This window comes from Streptomyces sp. iso_384 (genome assembly GCF_056172905.1).
This window is the reverse complement of the sequence record NZ_JBWBTT010000001.1, coordinates 7,378,978-7,396,393: the sequence shown is the minus strand read 5'-3', so window position 1 is coordinate 7,396,393 and position 17,416 is coordinate 7,378,978. Positions and strand designations below refer to the sequence as shown.

Below are 17,416 nucleotides of genomic sequence, written 5' to 3'. Positions count from 1 at the left end.
CCGTCTGCGTCGGGCATTTTGGCGGACGGCCCCGGGCGGAGCCAGTAGTACCCCGAGTCCGACTCAAGGCCGGTCTTCGGGGATCTCCGCCCCGGGGGTGGCGGAGACGGCCCAGCGCCAAGGGGCGCCTGGCCGGCAGGTCGGGGCCGAGGGCGGCCCCGACCAGGACGAGCTCCACGCCGTCCAGCAGCAGATCCTTCGCCCAGCACATGCCACCGAACCGACGGCCGGCGAACGAGCACCGCAGAGCGTGCAGCCGACGATTCGCCGCTTCACCGGCACCAAGCGGACCGTCCGTGTCGGACCGCTGCGCTTCACCGGCGACGAGCACGCCGCGCTCCAGGAGGCAGCAGCCGAGCACGGCTACAAAGGGGAATCCGGCTTCACCGCGGACATTGCCCTCGCCTTCATCACCGGTCGGTTCACGGCGAACCTGCCGCTGTCCGAGGACCGCCGCCGCACCCACATGTTCCGCGCTCAGGTGCTGCGCGAGCTCAACCGGATCGGCGTCAACGTCAACCAGATTGCCCGCGCCCTCAACAGCGACCTCACCCCGCCCGACGTACGTGACCGTCTCGACGAGCTGCACCACCTGCTGGACCTGCTCGCCGGGGCCCTGTGTGAACCCGCCGAGGCGGAGAAGGAGAAGGCCGCGTGATAGCCGCCATCAAACCGGCCGGAGCCAACACCCGTGGCCTGCTCGCCTACCTCTACGGCCCCGGCCGCCAAGACGAGCACCTCGACCCGCACATCGTCGCCGGCTTCGCGATGCTCGGCATGCCCGACCCCGGCCGGAACCCGGACGCCACCCTCACCCAGCTCGCCCACCACCTGGACGAACCCGTGCACCTCCGGAACAGCGAGTTCGGGAAGAAGATCACCGACCACGTCTGGCACTGCCCCGTCCGCGCAGCCCCCGAGGACCGGCACCTCTCCGATGCCGAGTGGGCCGACATCGCCCAGCGCATCGTCGAAGCCGCAGGCATCGTCCCGCCCGGCGACGACCTCGGCTGCCGCTGGATCGCGGTGCGCCACGCGGACGACCACATCCACATCCTCGCCACCACCGTCCGCGAAGACGGCCGCTGCCCCAAGCTCCACGGCAGCGGTATCCGTGTCGGCGATGCCTGCCGCCAGATCGAGACCGACTACGGCCTGCGCCAACTCAAGAAGGGCGACCGCACCGCCGGAAAGCGCCCCAGGCAGGCAGAGATACACAAGGCCCAACGCCTCGGCTGGGAGCAGACCAGCGGCGACTGGCTCCAGGACCGCATCCGCGCCGCCATCCCCCACGCCAGCAACGCCGAGGAACTCCTCGCCTACCTCGAAGCCGACGGCATCGCGATCAAACCCCGCCGCGGACCGTCCGGAGACCTCCTCGGCTACGCCGCCGGCCGCCCCGGCGACCTCAACAAGAACGGGAAACAGATCTTCCACCCCGGCGGAAGGATCGCCCCTGACCTCACCCTCCCCAAGCTCAAGGCCCGCCTGGAAACCACCGCATCCGAAGAACACCCCACCGCACGCCGACAGCGCCCCACCACCCCCTGGCACCAAGCCACCGACGCCCTCGACACCCTCCACCAGGGCATGACCGACGACACCCACGCCCAGGCCCACATCACAGCGCTCGGCGAACTCATCGAAGCCACCGCACAGAAAGCACCTGACCACTCCCGAGCCGAACTGCGAACCGCAGCAAGGACATTCGCCCGCGCCCAGCGCTCCCAGATCCGAGCCGAGCACCAAGCCGCCCGTACCCTGCGCCGCGCGACCCGCGACATCGCCCACACCGCCACCGGCCCCGACGGCAGCGCCTTCGCCGCCCTGCTCGCCGCCCTCGTCTGGGCCACGATCGTCGCCGCCCGCTGGCACGAGGCGAAGAACCACGCCCACCAGGCCGAAGCCGCCCGTCAGGCCCTGCACCAACTACACACCGCCGCCGACCACGCCCTCGTCCCGGTCATCGATAGCCTCGCCGCTCGTCAGCCGAGCGACCATGCCCGCCGAACCCTGGCCCATGACGTCCGGGCCGCCGTCCCCGACCACGCCGACCGCATCCTCACCGACCCCGCCTGGCCGGCCCTCGCCACCGTCCTCGCCGACGCCGAAGCCGGCGGCCACAAACCCCACCAGCTCCTCATGGAAGCCGCCGCTCAGCGCGAACTCACCACCGCTCGCCAACCCGCCCGCGTCCTGATCACCCGCATCCAGCACACCAGCCGTAACCCCGCACCCAACCCCCGCGCCGAAGCGGCTCGCAGGACTACGACCATGCGACTGTCCGCGACTGCACTGTCGGCCGGTGTGGCTGAGCCCGCACGGTCGGCGGTCCCGGCCGAACAGAAGCACCGTCCACGTCTGTGAGGCAAGAGGCGTTCCTTGGCTCGGAAGTCCTGCATCCAGGCAAGATCCAGTAGGTCGTGGAGCCTGGTGCTCTCCCGCAGTTCCCCGCCGGAACTTGGAGCGGCCTACGCGGACAAGGTCCCGTCGAGGTAGTCCTGCACCGGCTCGAACAGCCCGTACGGCACGTACTCCGGGATGTCGCCATGGGATACCCAGGCAAGCTCGGCAAGCTCCTCGGTATCGGCGACGTGAGCTGTGCCGCCCAGGATCTGGCACGCGGTGTAGGACATGAGGCGGCCTGTCTTGGGGTGAACGCGCTCGCCGAGCAGCTTGACCGCCTCGACGGTCAGCCCTGTCTCCTCCTGGGTTTCCCGTACGGCGGCGGCCTCACGTTCCTCGCCGGGCTCGACCTCTCCGGCGGGGAACTGCCAGGAGAGTTGCCCCTCGCTCACCCGGCGGCGGACCATGAGCACGCGGCCCTCGTGAACGACGATGGCGGCGGCGATGCCCGGCCGCTCGTCCATGGTCTGCTGCGTCACGACTGCTCCTCCAAGAGGTCCAGGATGGGTGGGAAGACCGTATGGGTGGACGTGAAACGGTCGCTGCGTTGTCAGACCGTTCGTCTCGGAGCTTCCGTCGAAGGCGCGCACGCCAAGGACCCGCCCCGGCCACGGGCTCTCGCTGCGGGGGACAGCGGGCGCCAGCGTGAACGGGGCGGGGGCTTAACTGCGGCGGAAGAGCCTGCTCTGGCCCCGATGCTTGCCGGTTCTCTTGCCGGAGGTCGACTGCCCCACCTCGGCGGATTCGCTTGGCTGGCTGGAGCCGGCAGGGCGGTTCTCGTTGAAGAAGGATTGCCAGACCCGTTCCTGCAGCTCGCCGATGCAGGCGCCGCACGCGTACATCGGGGCTTGGGCCCCGGCGACTCTGGCGGGGCCGATCCACAGGACGCGCGTCCACCGCTGTCCGCAGTAGAGCCAGCAGAGTCCGTCGACCCACTCGTTGCCGTCGTCGGTGGCCGCAGGTGAGGGCAGTCCTCCTCGGGCGAACTCGGCGATCCCGGGGATCACCCTGTGCTGTAGGGCGACTTCCGTCAGCATCGCTCGTCTCCCTCCGTGATCAACGGTCCTGAGTCGCAGGAGAAGCGTCTTTCTGCTTCTCGGCTTCGGAGAACAGGAGCGTGGGCTCGACGAGGATGTCGCGGCTGGACTCGCTCTTGTAGATCTCGTCTACGCTGCCGAACCGGGCCTCGGAGTAGTCGAGGTCCAGCAGCGCGGCGGCCTGGCGCACCGACGCCTCGTCGGGTCCTTCGATCTCCAGAAAGGTGGGAAGGTCCGGCCAGCTGTCGAAGTCGAAGGCGACCTCGCCCAGGCGCCATTCCTCGCGGTAGTTCTCCTGGTACCGGACCTCGGTGAGGCCGACCCGGCGCAGGATGTCGGCCATGGCGTGCAGGTCGGTGACCTCGGTTTCGATCTCCTTGGTGCCGTCGATCGTCGTGGCGTCGGTGACCTGCTTGAGGGTGAGCGTCGAGCGGGTGCCCTCGTCCCGCAGCCGAATCCAGGCCCCGCCGTCAAGGGAGTCGTTCTCGAAGATCTTGCGGGTGAGGAGAGTGCGGGGGAACGCCTGGACGGCACCGAGGGCGCTCAGCTTGGTCTGGACGTCGGCGACGTCCACGGCCAGGAACTTTGCCTCGTACTCGTGCTTCATGGGGCCTTCTCTCAGAAGTGGTCGGTGAGGGTGGACGTCCGGGCCGCGAGCAGCAGGCCCATGCGGTGGGTGTGGTCGTGCAGCTGGCCGACGTGGGGCCGCTCGGTGAACTCGGTGGTGCGCAGGGTGAGCAGGACTTCCCAGTCGCCGATGAAGTGGGGGGCGAAGGCGTTCCGGGGAGGTGTAGTGCTCGATCATGTGGTGCCGTCTTTCGACGGGCATCATGAACTCCGCGCCAAATACACCGGCCGGGCGGACCAGGCGCCGCATGCGGTCGACGAACTCGCCGAGCGGGCGGTGGTGGTTGGCACTGTAGTGCCACGAGCAGCTCGTCCAGACCGCGTCGCACTGCAGGTCCCGGGCGACCAGGCAGGCGTGCTCAGAACTGCCGCCATCGCCGACAGGGTCCCCGTACCGGTTGCCCTCTCCGGGACCGGAGGGTCGCTGAACACGGTGCCGAGGACTGAGCTCACGGCCGCCACGGCGGCTTCTCCGTCGGTGTGCGACGACGCTCGCCGCCTTGCGTGACCGGTCTCCGGCCTATCCTGAGCGGGCGTCAACGACCGCACGGGATAAGGCCATCGGGGGATCGGTTCAGCATGGGCAAGGGCAAGGACAGCGGGCGGTACACGGCGATGGAGGGCATACGGCCGCTCGTGGCCGGTGATCCGGTGCGGATCGGGCCCTATCCGTTGCTCGGCCGGCTCGGTGCGGGCGGGATGGGCCGGGTGTATCTGGCCCGTTCGGCGGGCGGGCGCACCGTGGCCGTGAAGGTGGTGCACGAGGAGCACATCGCGAACGGGGAGTTCCGGGCCCGTTTCCGCCGGGAGATCGAGGCGGCCCGCCGGGTCGGCGGGCGCTACACCGCCCCCGTGCTCGACGCCGGCCCCGACGCCGAGCAGCCGTGGGTGGCCACCGGCTATGTGCCAGGCCCCTCTCTGGAGCAGGCCGTACGGGAACACGGCCCGCTGCCCGCCGCCTCGGTGAACGCCCTGGCCGAAGGGCTGTTGAGGGCGCTGCGGGGCATTCACGCGGCCGGGATCGTCCACCGCGACCTGAAACCGTCCAACGTGCTGCTCACCGTCGACGGCCCCCGTGTCATCGACTTCGGCATCGCCCGCGCGCTCCAGGTCTCGGTGGAATCGCTGTTGACCAGTACGGGCATGGTCATCGGCTCGCCCGGTTTCATGGCGCCCGAGCAGATCCTCGGCGAGGAGACCGGCCCCGGCGCGGACGTCTTCTCGCTCGGCTGTGTGCTGATGTACGCGGCCACCGGGCAGCTGCCGTTCGGCGCGGGCGTGAGCAACCAGCACGCCGTGATGTTCCGGATCGTCCAGTCCCCGCCGGACCTCACCACGGTGTCCGACGCACTCTTGCGCGCACTGATCGAACGCTGCCTGACCAAGGACCCGGCCGAACGTCCCGGCGTGGAGGCTCTGTTGGAGAGTCTGACGCCCGAGCAGTCCTCGGATGTCGCGCGCGGCGCGTGGCTGCCGCCGGTACTCCTGGCCCGGCTGGCGCAGCAGTCGGCCCTGCTGCTCGACGCGGAGGTGCCGGACGCCCCGGATGTCGCTGAGGGTGCGGACGAGCCGGAGGGTCCGGTCTCGCCGGCCGCTGCGGATGTGCCGGGGGCCGAGGGCGTACCGGAAGCCGAGGGCGCACCGGAGGCCGGGGACGTAACGGAGGCCGAGGGCGCGGAGCCTGCTGCTGGTCCAGGGCCCGGCCCTGGCCCCGCTCCCGTATCCGCTCCTCGTGACCTCGGCACGGTCGATCTGCGGCCGGCATCCGCATCCGCATCCGAGTCGGCACCTGCACCGGAATCACCGGATGCGGCAGCCGGGCCGAGCCCCGAACCGGCCGGTGCCGCCGCGGCTGTTCCGGTCGCCGCGCCGGTCGCCGGCGGGCCACGGCGTAGCCGTCGGCGGGCCTGGGTCGTCGCGGCCGCCGTGGTCGCCGTTCTGGTCGCCGGTGGGACCACGGCCTTCCTCACCCGCGGTCCCGGCGGCGGCGCGCCCGGGGCGGAGAGTCCACCGCCCCGCCCGCCGCCGGTGCCACGGCCTCGCCCTCCGGGAAGGGCGACGACGAGGACGACAAGGGCAGTGAGGAAGAGAAGGCCAAGGACAAGGTGGAGGAGAGGGAGAAGGAGAAGGAGAAGAGGAACGGCGACGACGGGGACCAGGGCGGTGACGCCGGTGGCGGGCAGGGCGCCGGAAGCGGCGACGGCTCCGCTTCCGGCGGGGGATCGTCCGGGGACGAGGGGTCCGGCGCCTCCGGCGGAGGCGGCGCGCAGGGAGGGGCCGGTTCGTCCGCCTCGGGCGGGTCCGGAGGCGCCGCGAAGCCGCCCGCCGCGGACCCGGACCCCGCCCCGGACGGCCGGGTGCCGCAGCACTTCGTCGGGACCTGGTCCATCGCGTCCCAGTACGACGCACTCCAGCCGCACACCGTGGTCATCCGGCGGGTGTCGCCCGGGCAGTCGGCGGTGACCCTCATCGCCGACGTACAGGGCTCGGGGCACTGCGAGTACACGGCGAAGCTCGGCTCCGTGGCGGACGGCGGACAACGGATCAACGTCGGTACGGCCGTGGTGGACCAGGCCCGTTCCACCGGTATGTGCCGCGACACCGACCCCTCGTTCTTCACCGTCGCCGGGTCCGGCATCCTCCACGACGTCGGCCCCGCCCACGGCAGCGGCTACCGCTACAACCGCGCCTGAGCGGGGCGGAAACCCGGGCCGGATCAGTCCGCGGTCTCGCCCGGGTACGCGTTCTCGAACGCCGCGTGGAACAGGGCCGTGACGTCCTGGCCGGTGAGGCCTTCGGTACGGGCCTGGACCAGCCAGTCGGCGAGCGCGGCGCGCAGCGGTGAGTCGGGGCCGGACTGGGGCTGCGCCAGGGTGCGGGTGATGAACGTGCCCGCACCCTGGCGCACTTCGGCGAGGCCCATGCGTTCCAGTTCGCGGTAGGCCTTGAGGGTCGTGTTGGGGTTGACCTTCGTGGTCGCGGCGACCTGGGCCGCGGTGGGCAGCCGGTCGCCCTCCTCCAGCGCGCCCATGCGCAGCGCCTGCTCGACCTGCCGGACGATCTGGAGATAGGTCGCCACTCCACTGCGCCGGTCGATGCGGAACACGACCACGGACTTCACCTTCCGCTCGATTGCCGACACTTTACGTAGGGGGGCCGGGGCGTGCTCACAGAGGGCGGCGCGAGACCCGCCACAGGGTGAACGCCGTCAGCAGGGCCGTTCCGGCGAGCAGGAGGCCCGCCGCGGCCCACTGCATCGACGCCATCTGGCTGTAGTCGAGGTACTCGATGACGTTGTTGACGATGCCGTGCTCCTTGATGCACGCGTTCTGCGCCTTCTCGGTCGCCTCGGCGCAGGTGCCCCAGCCGTACAGCGTTCCGTCCGCGCTGCCGACCCAGCGGTCCATCTCGTACGCCTCGCCGAAGCGGGCGGGCAGTTCGGAGTCCAACGGGTACGTGAACATCTGCGTGGAGCCGAGCCGTACGCGTACCTCGTCCCAGACGAACATGGTGGTGATCGCCGTGAAGAGGAACGTGACCACCATCGCCGGGAGCACCCGGCGGACCAGGACGCCGATCGTGATGCCCGCGGCGGTGAGGAACAGCAGGAACGCGGGCAGGACGGGCCCGGTGTTGTCGAAGATGACGCCGTCGATCCACTCGCTGAGGAAGACGGAGCGGTACGGCTTCCACCACCAGGTGAACAGGACCGAGAGCACCAGGCCGGAGACCAGCGCGAGGGTGTAGGCCAGGCCCAGCTTGGCGATCAGCCACTGCCGGCGGGTGACGGACTGGGTGGTGACGAGCTGCGCGGTGCCGTTCTCCTGATCGCCCGCGATCAGCGGGGCGCCGATGAAGACGGCGAGGATCAGCGGCAGGCCGTTGATGATGCTGGTGATGTAGTTGTAGCCGCGGTTGTTCTCCATCGGCTGTCCGGCGTCCTTCTCCGGCCAGCCCTTCGCATCGAGCAACTGCACCAGTTCGTTGCGCTCGTACAGGATCCACAGCGAGGTCAGCAGGGTGAGGCCGAGGACGCAGGCCAGCGCGACCCGGTGCTGGCGTACGACGAGCCATGGCATGCCGCGCAGCAGGCGGCGCCCGGAGCTGATCTCGGAGGGCTTGTCGGTGAGGGTGGTGCTCATGCGGCCTGGGTCCCTTCGGCCTCGACGCGGGCGCCCTGGGTGTAGAGGGAGGGCGCGTCCGGGGAGCGGAGATGGGCGAGGAGGACTTCCTCCAAGGAGGGTTCGGCCGTCTCCCAGTCGGCCGGGAGCGGGCCCTTCGGCCGGATCATCGCCTGGAACTGCCGTCCCTGGAGGCGGGTTTCGACGACCGTGTGGTGGTCGAGCTCGGGCGGCAGCGCGCCGTCCCGGGCCACGCCGGTGACCAGGGCGTGGGCCGGGACCAGCGCGTCGGCGTCACCGGCCATCCGGATCCGGCCTTCGGCGACCACCAGCAGGTAGTCGCACATGTCCTCCAGCTCGGTCAGCATGTGCGAGGACATCACCACCGTGGTGCCGCGTTCGACGGCCTCCGCCATCAGCAGGGTGCTCATCTCGTCGCGGGCCAGCGGGTCGAGGTCCGACATCGGCTCGTCCAGGAGCAGCAGGTCGGGCCGCTTGCCGAAGGCCAGCGCGAAGGCCACGCGGGTGCGCTGACCGCCGGAGAGCGTGCCGACCCGCGCGTCGAGCGGGACATTGCCCGAGCGGACGATCCGCTCCGCCGCCACCGCGTCCCAGCCGGGGTTCAGCTCGGCGCCCATCCGCAGGGTCTCGGCCACGGTGAACCGCTTGAACAGCGGCTTCTCCTGCCCGAGGAACGCGAAGGTGGGCATCACAGCGGGGTCGTCGACCGGTACGCCGAAGATCCGCAGCTCGCCGGTGGTCGGCTGCACCTGTCGGGTCGCCAGCCCGAGCAGGGTGCTCTTGCCTGCTCCGTTCGGGCCGACCAGGCCGCAGATGCGGCCGGCCGGGATCCGGAAGGAGCAGTCGCGCAGCGCCCAGCCGCGCCGGTAGCGCTTGCCCAGGCCGCGGGCTTCCAGTGCCCAGCTGCCGGACGTCGCGTTCGGGGTGCTCGTGTGTGCCACGCGCCTCACCTCGGTTCCGTGAATCCGTGATCGTGATTCCATGAATCAATTAATGGAATCATGGAGTCGTGAGGGAATGGCTGTCAAGCGCGGCAGGTCGGGGAGGGGGGAGGGCGGGAGGGAGGTGAGTGTGCCGGGGGGCGCTCCGGTCGGGGCCGATCCCGGCGGCCGGGGCCTCGCACCCGCTAGGCTCGCCCCATGGGCAGTCACCCGGAAAGTCTTCCGAACCCGACCACCCCGGCCGGCCGCGAGGGGCTCGACGCCGTTCTGGCCCGGCCCGACCGTGCGGTCGTCGCCCTCGACTTCGACGGCACGCTCGCCGACATCGTCCCGGACCCCGAGCAGGCCCGCGCCCACCCCGGGACCGTCGAGGCGCTCGCCGCGCTCGCGCCGAAGGTCGCCGCGATCGCCGTGATCACCGGCCGCCCGGCGGGCGTCGCCGTGCGCTACGGCGGCTTCGCGGGCGTCCCCGGTCTGGAGCACCTCGTCGTGCTCGGACATTACGGGGCCGAGCGCTGGGACGCCGTCACCGGCACCGTCCACGCGCCCGCCCCGCATCCGGGCGTCACCGCCGTACGCGCCGAACTCCCCGGCGTACTGCACGAGTTCGGCGCGTGGAACGGCACCTGGATCGAGGAGAAGGGGCAGGCCGTGGCCGTGCACACCCGGCGCGCCGAGGACCCGCAGGCGGTCTTCGAGACGCTGCGCGGACCTCTCGGCGAGCTGGCCGCGCAGCACGGGCTGATCGTCGAACCGGGCCGCCTGGTCCTGGAATTGCGCCCGCCCGGCATGGACAAGGGCGTCGCGCTCGCCGGGTTCGTCGCCGAGCTGGACGCGGAGTCCGTGATCTACGCGGGCGACGACCTCGGGGACCTCGCCGCGTTCGCCGCGGTGGAGAAGCTGCGGAGCGAGGGCCCGGACGGCATCCCCGGTCTCCTGGTGTGCAGCGGCAGCGCCGAGGTGCCCGAACTGGCCGAGCGCGCCGACCTGTCGGTGCCGGGCCCGGCCGCGGTGGTGGACTTCCTGGCAGCCCTGGCGGACCGCCTGTAGGCGGCCGGAGCGGCAGCCCCGGCGGACCGACTCCGAGGCGTGCGGGCGAAGCCCCTCACTCCTGCCGCAGCGCCTCCAGCTGGTCCAGGAACCACTGCTGCGGCGGGAGCGCGGTCGCCGCCTCCGCGAGCCGCTTCGTGCGTCCCGACCGCTCGTCCCCGCTCATCGTCAGCGCCTCGTGCAGGGCCTCCGCCGTGCCCGTCACGTCGTACGGGTTCACCACGATCGCGTCCTCGCCCAGTTCCTCGTACGCCCCGGCCTCCCGCGACAGCACCAGCGCGCAGCCGTGGTCGGAGACGACGGGCACCTCCTTGGCGACCAGGTTCATGCCATCGCGGATCGGGTTGACCAGAGCCACGTCCGCCAGCCGGTACGCGGCCAGCGAGCGGGCGAAGTCGTCCTTGACGTGGAGAATCACCGGGGTCCAGCTCTCCGTGCCGTACGCCGCGTTGATCTCCGTAGCCAGAGTCTGCACCGCCGCCGTGTAGTCCCGGTAGACGGAGAGGTCCTGGCGGGAGGGGTAGGCGAAGGCGATGTGGACGACGCGCCCGCGCCATTCGGGGCGGGTCTCCAGCAGCGTCCGGTACGCGTGCAGGCCGCGCACGATGTTCTTGGACAGCTCGGTGCGGTCCACCCGGACGATGGTCTTCCTGTCCTCGCCCACCTGCTCCCGCAGGGCCGCCATCCGCTCGTCCACGTCCGCCTCGTGCGAGCGGCGGCGCAGGAAGTCCGCGTCGGCCCCCAGCCCGTGCACCCCGATCCTGGTCCGGCCCGTGCCGCCGAGGATCTCCGTACAGCAGCCGATGAACGCGTCCGCCCAGCGCCGGGTCAGGAACGCGGCCCGGTCCGCGCCGAGGATGCCGCGCAGCAGCTGTTCCGCGATGTCGTCGGGCAGCAGCCGGAAGTAGTCCACCGGGGCCCACGGGGTGTGCGAGAAGTGGCCGATCCTCAGGTCCGGGCGCAGCTCGCGGAGCATGCCGGGGACCAGGGCCAGGTGGTAGTCCTGGACCAGGACCGCCGCCCCCGGCCCCGCCTCCTGGGCCAGCGCCTCGGCGAAGGCCCGGTTGTACGTCTCGTACGCCGCCCACTGCCGCCGGAACTCCGTGTCGAAGACCGGCTCGACGGGGGTCTGGTACAGCAGGTGGTGGACGAACCACAGCACCGAGTTCGCGATGCCGTTGTACGCGTCGGCGTGCACCTCGGCGTCGATGTCGAGCATCCGGACGCCCTCCTCGCCGACTCCGCGGCGCACCGCCTCGCGGTCCCCGTCGCCGAGGGCCGCGCAGACCCACAGCTTGTCGTCGACGGCGCTCAGCCCGGAGACGAGACCGCCGCCGCCGCGCTTGGAGTCCAGCGTCCCGTCCTCGCCGAGCGTGTACGTGATCGGGCCGCGGTTGGACGCGACGAGAACCTGGGCATTCGAGGAAGACGTGTGCTCGGAGACCATGTAGCGGAACCTAGCCCGTTCGGGAAGCCGTCAAACGCCTCGGAGGGGCACGCGCCCCACCCGCTCACGCCGCGTGGCGCTCCGCGTACTCCGCGATCTCCCGCATCGGCGGCCGCTCCTCCGTGTCCACCGCATGGGTGCGCGGCACGAAACCGTCCTCGCCGCGCTCGAACTGGGTCAGCGCGGGCCGCACCAGATGGCCCCGGGAGAGCCGCAGCTGCGCCGTGCGGTAGATCGCCGCCGCCATCCGGCCCAGCGCCTGCCCGTCCTGGTGGCGGTGGATGCGCACGCCGACGTCGACCTGGCCCAGCGCGTCCAGGCCCACCGTGTGCAGCGCGTCGACCAGCAGGCCCAGCTCCACTCCGTAACCGACCGGGAACGGCAGTCGCTCCAGCAGGGACCGCCGCACCGCGTACTCGCCGCCCAGCGGCTGTACGAATCCGGCCAGCTGCGGCCAGTGCAGATTGAGCAGCGGGCGTGCCACCAGTTCGGTGACGCGACCGCCCTGCCCCGCGCTGTCGCCGAGCGGGCGGTCGTACATCGCCTTGACGAACTGGACGGCCGGATCGGTGAGCAGCGGCCCGACCGTGCCCGAGACGAAGTCCGCCGAGAAGTCCTTGAGGTCGGCGTCGACGAAGCAGACGATCTCGCCGCTGGTCACCAGGAGCGACCGCCACAGCACCTCGCCCTTGCCGGGCAGGGGCGGGATCCGGGGCAGGATCGCGTCCCGGTGGACCACCCGGGCGCCCGCCGCCCGCGCCACGGCGGCGGTGGCGTCGGTGGAGCCGGAGTCGATCACCACGAGTTCGTCGACCAGCCGGACCTTCTCCATCAGCTCCCGGCGGATCGTCGCCACGATCGTGCCGACCGTGGCCTCCTCGTTCAGCGCGGGCAGCACGACGCTCACCGACGTGACGCGCGGATCGGCGTTCCGGGCGTCGGTGAGCCGGTTCAGCGGGCGGTCGCCGGACGACCAGGAACGCCTGGTCAGCCAGCGTTCCACCTCTTCGAGCACGGTCGGCACTCCCTGTGTGTGATCCATCTCGCGGTTCGGACGACTATCTCAACGGTCCGATGCTTCGGTTACAGTCTTGAACAACGCGTATGGCCGTCGCATGTCGGGGTCGGACCGCACATAAACGCCTGGATCGAAGATCCAGCGCCATAGAGCTCATCCAGAGGGACTGAGGGAACGGCCCGTTGAAGTCCCGGCAACCCTCCTGCCGACCGCGAGGTCACGGTGGGGAAGGTGCCAATTCCGTCTTGTGGCGAAATGCGTCGCAAGGAAGATGAGGAGAAAGGGCCTCCGCCATCATGGCTGTTCAGACCGTTGCAGGTACTGCCACCACCGCCCCCGTGGACCTCGGTCCCGCCGCGGCGCTTTCCTGCCGCGAGTGCGGCGAGCGTTTCGAGCTCGGCCCGCTTTTCGCCTGTGCGTCCTGTTTCGGACCGCTGGAAGTGGCCTACGACCTGCCCACCGGCTCCCCGGAGGAGCTGCGGAAGCGCATCGAGGCCGGTCCGAACAACATCTGGCGCTACGCACCGCTGCTGCCGGTGCCCTCCGACGTCGCGGAGAAGCCCAACATCAACCCCGGCTTCACCAAGCTGGTCAAGGCCGACAACCTCGCCCGTGAGCTGGGCGTCACCGGCGGCCTGTACGTGAAGGACGACTCCGGCAACCCGACGCACTCCTTCAAGGACCGCGTCGTCGCGATCGCCGTCGAGGCCGCCCGCGCCTTCGGCTTCACCACCCTCTCCTGCTCCTCCACGGGCAACCTGGCCGGAGCCGTCGGCGCCGCCGCCGCCCGTGCCGGACTGCGCTCCTGCGTGTTCATCCCGCACGACCTGGAGCAGGGCAAGGTCGTCATGGCCGCGGTGTACGGCGGTGAACTGGTCGGCATCGAGGGCAACTACGACGACGTCAACCGCTTCTGCTCCGAGCTCATCGGCGACCCGCTCGGCGAGGGCTGGGGCTTCGTCAACGTCAACCTCCGCCCGTACTACGGCGAGGGTTCCAAGACGCTGGCGTACGAGATCTGCGAGCAGCTCGGCTGGCGGCTGCCCGACCAGATCGTCATCCCGATCGCGTCCGGCTCCCAGCTCACGAAGATCGACAAGGGGCTCCAGGAGCTGATCAAGCTCGGCCTCGTCGAGGACAAGCCGTACAAGATCTTCGGCGCCCAGGCCGAGGGCTGCTCCCCGGTCTCCGCCGCCTTCAAGGCCGGTCACGACGTCGTACGGCCCCAGAAGCCGAACACCATCGCCAAGTCGCTGGCCATCGGCAACCCGGCCGACGGCCCGTACGTCCTGGACATCGCCCGCCGCACCGGCGGCGCGGTGGAGGACGTGAACGACGAGCAGGTCGTCGACGCGATCAAGCTGCTGGCGCGCACCGAGGGCATCTTCGGCGAGACGGCGGGCGGGGTGACGCTCGGTGTGACGAAGAAGCTGATCGAGGCCGGCGTCATCGACCCGACGCTCACCACGGTCGTCCTGAACACCGGCGACGGGCTCAAGACGCTCGACGCGGTCTCCGCGACCTCGCAGGCCACGGCGACCATCAAGCCGAGCCTGGACGCGTTCCGCGCCGCGGGCCTCGCCTCCGCCTGACCACCCCAGACCGCAGGAAGAGAAGGGCATCCACCATGAGCGTCAAGGTCCGCATCCCCACCATCCTCCGCACGTACACGGGCGGCCAGGCCGAGGTCCCGGCGGAGGGCGCGAAGCTCTCCGAGGTCATCGAGTCCCTGGAGAAGGACCACCCGGGCATCGCCGCCCGCGTCCTGGACGACCAGGGCAAGCTGCGCCGCTTCGTGAACGTGTACGTCAACGACGACGACGTGCGCTTCGAGGGCGGACTGGACGCGGCCACGCCGGACGGCGCGGGCGTCTCGATCATCCCCGCGGTCGCCGGCGGCTGCTGAACCGCCCCGGGCCGTCCCACGGCGGCCCCCACCGCACCTCTGTGTGACCACGATTGCCCCCTCCGCGAGAGAAGCGGAGGGGGCAATTCTGCATGGTTGAGCACGGTACAGTTGGGGAAGCCCCATCCGCTGCCCGTGCCGCCCGCATATGAGAATGCGCCCGGCCCCGATAAGAAGCAGCCAAAGTGCGTGAACCTCTTGTGGCATAAGTGCCCTTTGCCTGGCCCGACTTGCCCGTAAATCTCAGCAAACCCGCATATTCGCGTGTTCTCCCGCGCCCAGAATTCTCGTCCGATTGACCTGTTGCAGAGGGCAGTTGGGCGGATACATTCGGCCGCGGTCGACGCGCTGCGGCGCCGCACACCCTCTCCTGTCGGAGGGTGAGTTCCGACCCGGGTCCGCGAAGTGCGGTCCCGTGCAAGGGCCAGTAATAGGGGAGTTAGGCATGGCTCAGGGCACCGTCAAGTGGTTCAACGCGGAGAAGGGGTACGGCTTCATCGCGGTCGACGGTGGTGCGGATGTTTTCGTCCACTACAGCGCGATCCAGATGGACGGGTACCGCACCCTCGAAGAGGGTCAGCGAGTTGAATTCGAGATCTCGCAGGGCCAGAAGGGGCCCCAGGCCGACATGGTCAAGCTCGCCGTCGGCTGAGCTCGGCGCGGTCGTCCGACGACACCACTCACGCACGTAGGGCCCGAACCCCGGATCAGGGGATCGGGCCCTACGCGCGTCCGGCGACCCGGTCCGGCGACCCGGTCGCCGGGGGCGCGCCGCCGTCCGCATCCGACGTCGCCGCCGTCCGCATCCGACGCCGCCGATGTCCACATCCGACGCCGCCGATGTCCACATCCGACGAGGGACGCTTGCACTCGCAGGGGTCGAGTGCTAATCATTGGCGTTAGCACTCTCCAGGTGAGAGTGACAGAAACTTGGACCGGGCCGGTGAGGCCCGCAGGCGCGGTGGGGCAAGGAACCACCACGCACGCAGGCCGTCCGTCGCGGGCGCCTCTCGGTCCGGAGAAATCCACCCCTGTCCGGGAGGACCACTTCACATGGCCAAGATCATCGCGTTCGACGAGGAGGCACGGCGCGGTCTCGAGCGCGGGATGAACCAGCTCGCCGACGCCGTCAAGGTCACCCTCGGCCCCAAGGGCCGTAACGTCGTCCTCGAGAAGAAGTGGGGCGCGCCCACGATCACCAACGATGGTGTTTCCATCGCCAAGGAGATCGAGCTCGAGGACCCGTACGAGAAGATCGGTGCGGAGCTGGTCAAGGAGGTCGCCAAGAAGACGGACGACGTCGCCGGCGACGGTACGACCACCGCCACCGTTCTGGCTCAGGCTCTCGTCCGCGAGGGTCTGCGCAACGTCGCCGCAGGCGCCAACCCGATGGCCCTCAAGCGCGGCATCGAGAAGGCCGTCGAGGCCGTCTCCGCCGCTCTGCTGGAGCAGGCCAAGGACGTGGAGACCAAGGAGCAGATCGCTTCGACCGCCTCCATCTCCGCCGCCGACACCGAGATCGGCGCCAAGATCGCCGAGGCGATGGACAAGGTCGGCAAGGAAGGCGTCATCACCGTCGAGGAGTCCCAGACCTTCGGTCTGGAGCTGGAGCTCACCGAGGGTATGCGCTTCGACAAGGGCTACATCTCGGCGTACTTCGCCACCGACATGGAGCGTATGGAGGCGTCGCTCGACGACCCGTACATCCTGATCGTCAACTCGAAGATCGGCAGCGTCAAGGACCTGATCCCGCTGCTGGAGAAGGTCATGCAGTCGGGCAAGCCCCTGCTGATCATCGCCGAGGACGTCGAGGGCGAGGCGCTCTCCACCCTGGTCGTCAACAAGATCAAGGGCACGTTCAAGTCCGTCGCCGTCAAGGCCCCGGGCTTCGGCGACCGCCGCAAGGCCATGCTCGCGGACATCGCCATCCTCACCGGTGGCACCGTGATCTCCGAGGAGGTCGGTCTCAAGCTGGAGAACGCCGGCCTGGACCTGCTCGGCCGCGCCCGCAAGGTCGTCATCACCAAGGACGAGACCACGATCGTCGACGGTGCCGGTGACAGCGACCAGGTTCAGGGTCGCGTCAACCAGATCCGTGCCGAGATCGAGAACTCCGACTCGGACTACGACCGCGAGAAGCTCCAGGAGCGCCTCGCGAAGCTGGCCGGCGGCGTGGCCGTCATCAAGGCCGGCGCCGCCACCGAGGTGGAGCTCAAGGAGCGCAAGCACCGCATCGAGGACGCGGTGCGCAACGCCAAGGCCGCCGTCGAGGAGGGCATCGTCGCCGGTGGTGGCGTGGCTCTGCTCCAGGCCTCGGCCGTCTTCGAGAAGCTCGACCTCACGGGCGACGAGGCGACCGGCGCCAACGCCGTGAAGCTCGCGCTGGAGGCCCCGCTCAAGCAGATCGCCGTCAACGGTGGTCTCGAGGGTGGCGTCGTCGTGGAGAAGGTCCGCAACCTGCCGATCGGCCACGGCCTCAACGCCGCGACCGGCGAGTACGTCGACATGATCGCCGAGGGCATTCTCGACCCGGCGAAGGTCACGCGCTCCGCCCTGCAGAACGCCGCGTCCATCGCCGCGCTCTTCCTCACCACCGAGGCCGTCATCGCCGACAAGCCCGAGAAGGCCGGCACGGCCGCTCCGGGCGGCATGCCGGGCGGTGACATGGACTTCTGATCAGCCACGGAGGCTCCGGCCTCCCCGCCTGATCGAAGTTCCGCGTACGTCCCCGTACGTGCGCAGTACGTCCCACAGGGGCGGCATCTCCTTCACGGAGGTGCCGCCCCTGTGGCGTTTCCGGCCGCGCTGGAAGAATGCGCCGGGGGTCGGGGGCCGGTGGACC

The 17,416-nt window shown here is 70.3% G+C and carries 18 protein-coding genes and 1 riboswitch; of the genes, 10 read left to right on the top strand and 8 right to left on the bottom strand.

The window, feature by feature from the left end; translation table 11 throughout:
- The first annotated feature begins 97 nt into the window (after positions 1-97).
- Complete coding sequence (locus tag AC0VY3_RS33275; RefSeq protein WP_355158710.1) at positions 98-658, top strand: MobC family plasmid mobilization relaxosome protein; 561 nt, start codon at positions 98-100, stop codon at positions 656-658.
- Entirely contained in the window at positions 655-2,367 is a 1,713-nt protein-coding gene (locus AC0VY3_RS33270) for a relaxase/mobilization nuclease domain-containing protein (protein ID WP_475551293.1), read from the top strand. The genes AC0VY3_RS33275 and AC0VY3_RS33270 overlap by 4 nt, the downstream gene beginning before the upstream one ends.
- Positions 2,368-2,471: 104 nt before the next feature.
- Here AC0VY3_RS33270 and AC0VY3_RS33265 read toward each other — a convergent pair whose 3' ends face one another.
- The 3 genes from AC0VY3_RS33265 to AC0VY3_RS33255 form a co-directional block, all read right to left on the bottom strand.
- The gene (locus tag AC0VY3_RS33265) at positions 2,472-2,885 is read right to left on the bottom strand and encodes an NUDIX hydrolase (RefSeq protein ID WP_475551292.1); all 414 of its coding nucleotides are present in this window, start codon (positions 2,883-2,885) and stop codon (positions 2,472-2,474) included.
- A gap of 183 nt (positions 2,886-3,068) precedes the next feature.
- On the bottom strand, positions 3,069-3,443 hold the full coding sequence (locus AC0VY3_RS33260) for a hypothetical protein (protein WP_475551291.1): 375 nt from the start codon (positions 3,441-3,443) through the stop codon (positions 3,069-3,071).
- 19 nt (positions 3,444-3,462) lie between these two features.
- On the bottom strand, positions 3,463-4,050 hold the full coding sequence (locus tag AC0VY3_RS33255) for a class IV adenylate cyclase (RefSeq protein WP_475551290.1): 588 nt from the start codon (positions 4,048-4,050) through the stop codon (positions 3,463-3,465).
- 126 nt (positions 4,051-4,176) lie between these two features.
- Between AC0VY3_RS33255 and AC0VY3_RS33250 the strand changes: the two genes are divergently transcribed.
- The 3 genes from AC0VY3_RS33250 to AC0VY3_RS33240 all read left to right on the top strand — a co-directional run bounded on the left by AC0VY3_RS33250 (position 4,177) and on the right by AC0VY3_RS33240 (position 6,763).
- Entirely contained in the window at positions 4,177-4,578 is a 402-nt protein-coding gene (locus AC0VY3_RS33250; RefSeq protein WP_475551289.1) for a hypothetical protein, read from the top strand.
- A 71-nt stretch (positions 4,579-4,649) separates the two neighbouring features.
- Positions 4,650-6,533, top strand: coding sequence for a serine/threonine-protein kinase (locus AC0VY3_RS33245; RefSeq protein ID WP_475551288.1), 1,884 nt, complete (start codon positions 4,650-4,652; stop codon positions 6,531-6,533).
- Positions 6,530-6,763, top strand: coding sequence for a hypothetical protein (locus AC0VY3_RS33240; protein WP_475551287.1), 234 nt, complete (start codon positions 6,530-6,532; stop codon positions 6,761-6,763). The genes AC0VY3_RS33245 and AC0VY3_RS33240 overlap by 4 nt, the downstream gene beginning before the upstream one ends.
- A gap of 23 nt (positions 6,764-6,786) precedes the next feature.
- Here AC0VY3_RS33240 and AC0VY3_RS33235 read toward each other — a convergent pair whose 3' ends face one another.
- From AC0VY3_RS33235 to AC0VY3_RS33225, 3 genes are read right to left on the bottom strand one after another with little or no spacing between them, the layout of a single operon-like run.
- A complete protein-coding gene (locus AC0VY3_RS33235; protein ID WP_475551779.1) occupies positions 6,787-7,191 on the bottom strand; it encodes a GntR family transcriptional regulator in 405 nt (134 codons plus the stop codon).
- Between the two features lie 46 nt (positions 7,192-7,237).
- The gene (locus AC0VY3_RS33230; protein ID WP_242736802.1) at positions 7,238-8,212 is read right to left on the bottom strand and encodes an ABC transporter permease; all 975 of its coding nucleotides are present in this window, start codon (positions 8,210-8,212) and stop codon (positions 7,238-7,240) included.
- Positions 8,209-9,153, bottom strand: a complete 945-nt coding sequence (locus tag AC0VY3_RS33225) for an ABC transporter ATP-binding protein (protein WP_103510501.1) — start codon at positions 9,151-9,153, stop codon at positions 8,209-8,211. The genes AC0VY3_RS33230 and AC0VY3_RS33225 overlap by 4 nt, the downstream gene beginning before the upstream one ends.
- Positions 9,154-9,351: 198 nt before the next feature.
- On the opposite strand from AC0VY3_RS33225, the gene otsB reads away from it, so the two are divergent.
- Complete coding sequence (otsB, locus tag AC0VY3_RS33220; protein ID WP_103510500.1) at positions 9,352-10,203, top strand: trehalose-phosphatase; 852 nt, start codon at positions 9,352-9,354, stop codon at positions 10,201-10,203.
- 55 nt (positions 10,204-10,258) lie between these two features.
- On the opposite strand, the gene AC0VY3_RS33215 is transcribed toward otsB, so the two are convergent.
- Both AC0VY3_RS33215 and AC0VY3_RS33210 read right to left on the bottom strand, forming a co-directional pair.
- Entirely contained in the window at positions 10,259-11,650 is a 1,392-nt protein-coding gene (locus AC0VY3_RS33215; RefSeq protein WP_475551286.1) for an alpha,alpha-trehalose-phosphate synthase (UDP-forming), read from the bottom strand.
- Between the two features lie 64 nt (positions 11,651-11,714).
- A complete protein-coding gene (locus tag AC0VY3_RS33210; RefSeq protein ID WP_475551778.1) occupies positions 11,715-12,665 on the bottom strand; it encodes a glucosyl-3-phosphoglycerate synthase in 951 nt (316 codons plus the stop codon).
- A gap of 153 nt (positions 12,666-12,818) precedes the next feature.
- A riboswitch (SAM riboswitch) is annotated at positions 12,819-12,946 on the top strand.
- An 18-nt stretch (positions 12,947-12,964) separates the two neighbouring features.
- Here AC0VY3_RS33210 and thrC point away from each other — a divergent pair.
- The 4 genes from thrC to groL all read left to right on the top strand — a co-directional run bounded on the left by thrC (position 12,965) and on the right by groL (position 17,250).
- Positions 12,965-14,260, top strand: coding sequence for a threonine synthase (gene thrC, locus AC0VY3_RS33205; protein ID WP_103510498.1), 1,296 nt, complete (start codon positions 12,965-12,967; stop codon positions 14,258-14,260).
- Between the two features lie 35 nt (positions 14,261-14,295).
- Complete coding sequence (locus AC0VY3_RS33200) at positions 14,296-14,574, top strand: MoaD/ThiS family protein (RefSeq protein WP_003967347.1); 279 nt, start codon at positions 14,296-14,298, stop codon at positions 14,572-14,574.
- Positions 14,575-15,019: 445 nt separating this feature from the next.
- Positions 15,020-15,226, top strand: coding sequence for a cold-shock protein (locus AC0VY3_RS33195; RefSeq protein WP_003967346.1), 207 nt, complete (start codon positions 15,020-15,022; stop codon positions 15,224-15,226).
- 401 nt (positions 15,227-15,627) lie between these two features.
- Positions 15,628-17,250 (top strand): chaperonin GroEL, encoded by a 1,623-nt coding sequence (groL, locus tag AC0VY3_RS33190; RefSeq protein ID WP_103510497.1) that lies wholly within the window; start codon positions 15,628-15,630, stop codon positions 17,248-17,250.
- The last annotated feature ends 166 nt before the right edge of the window (positions 17,251-17,416 follow it).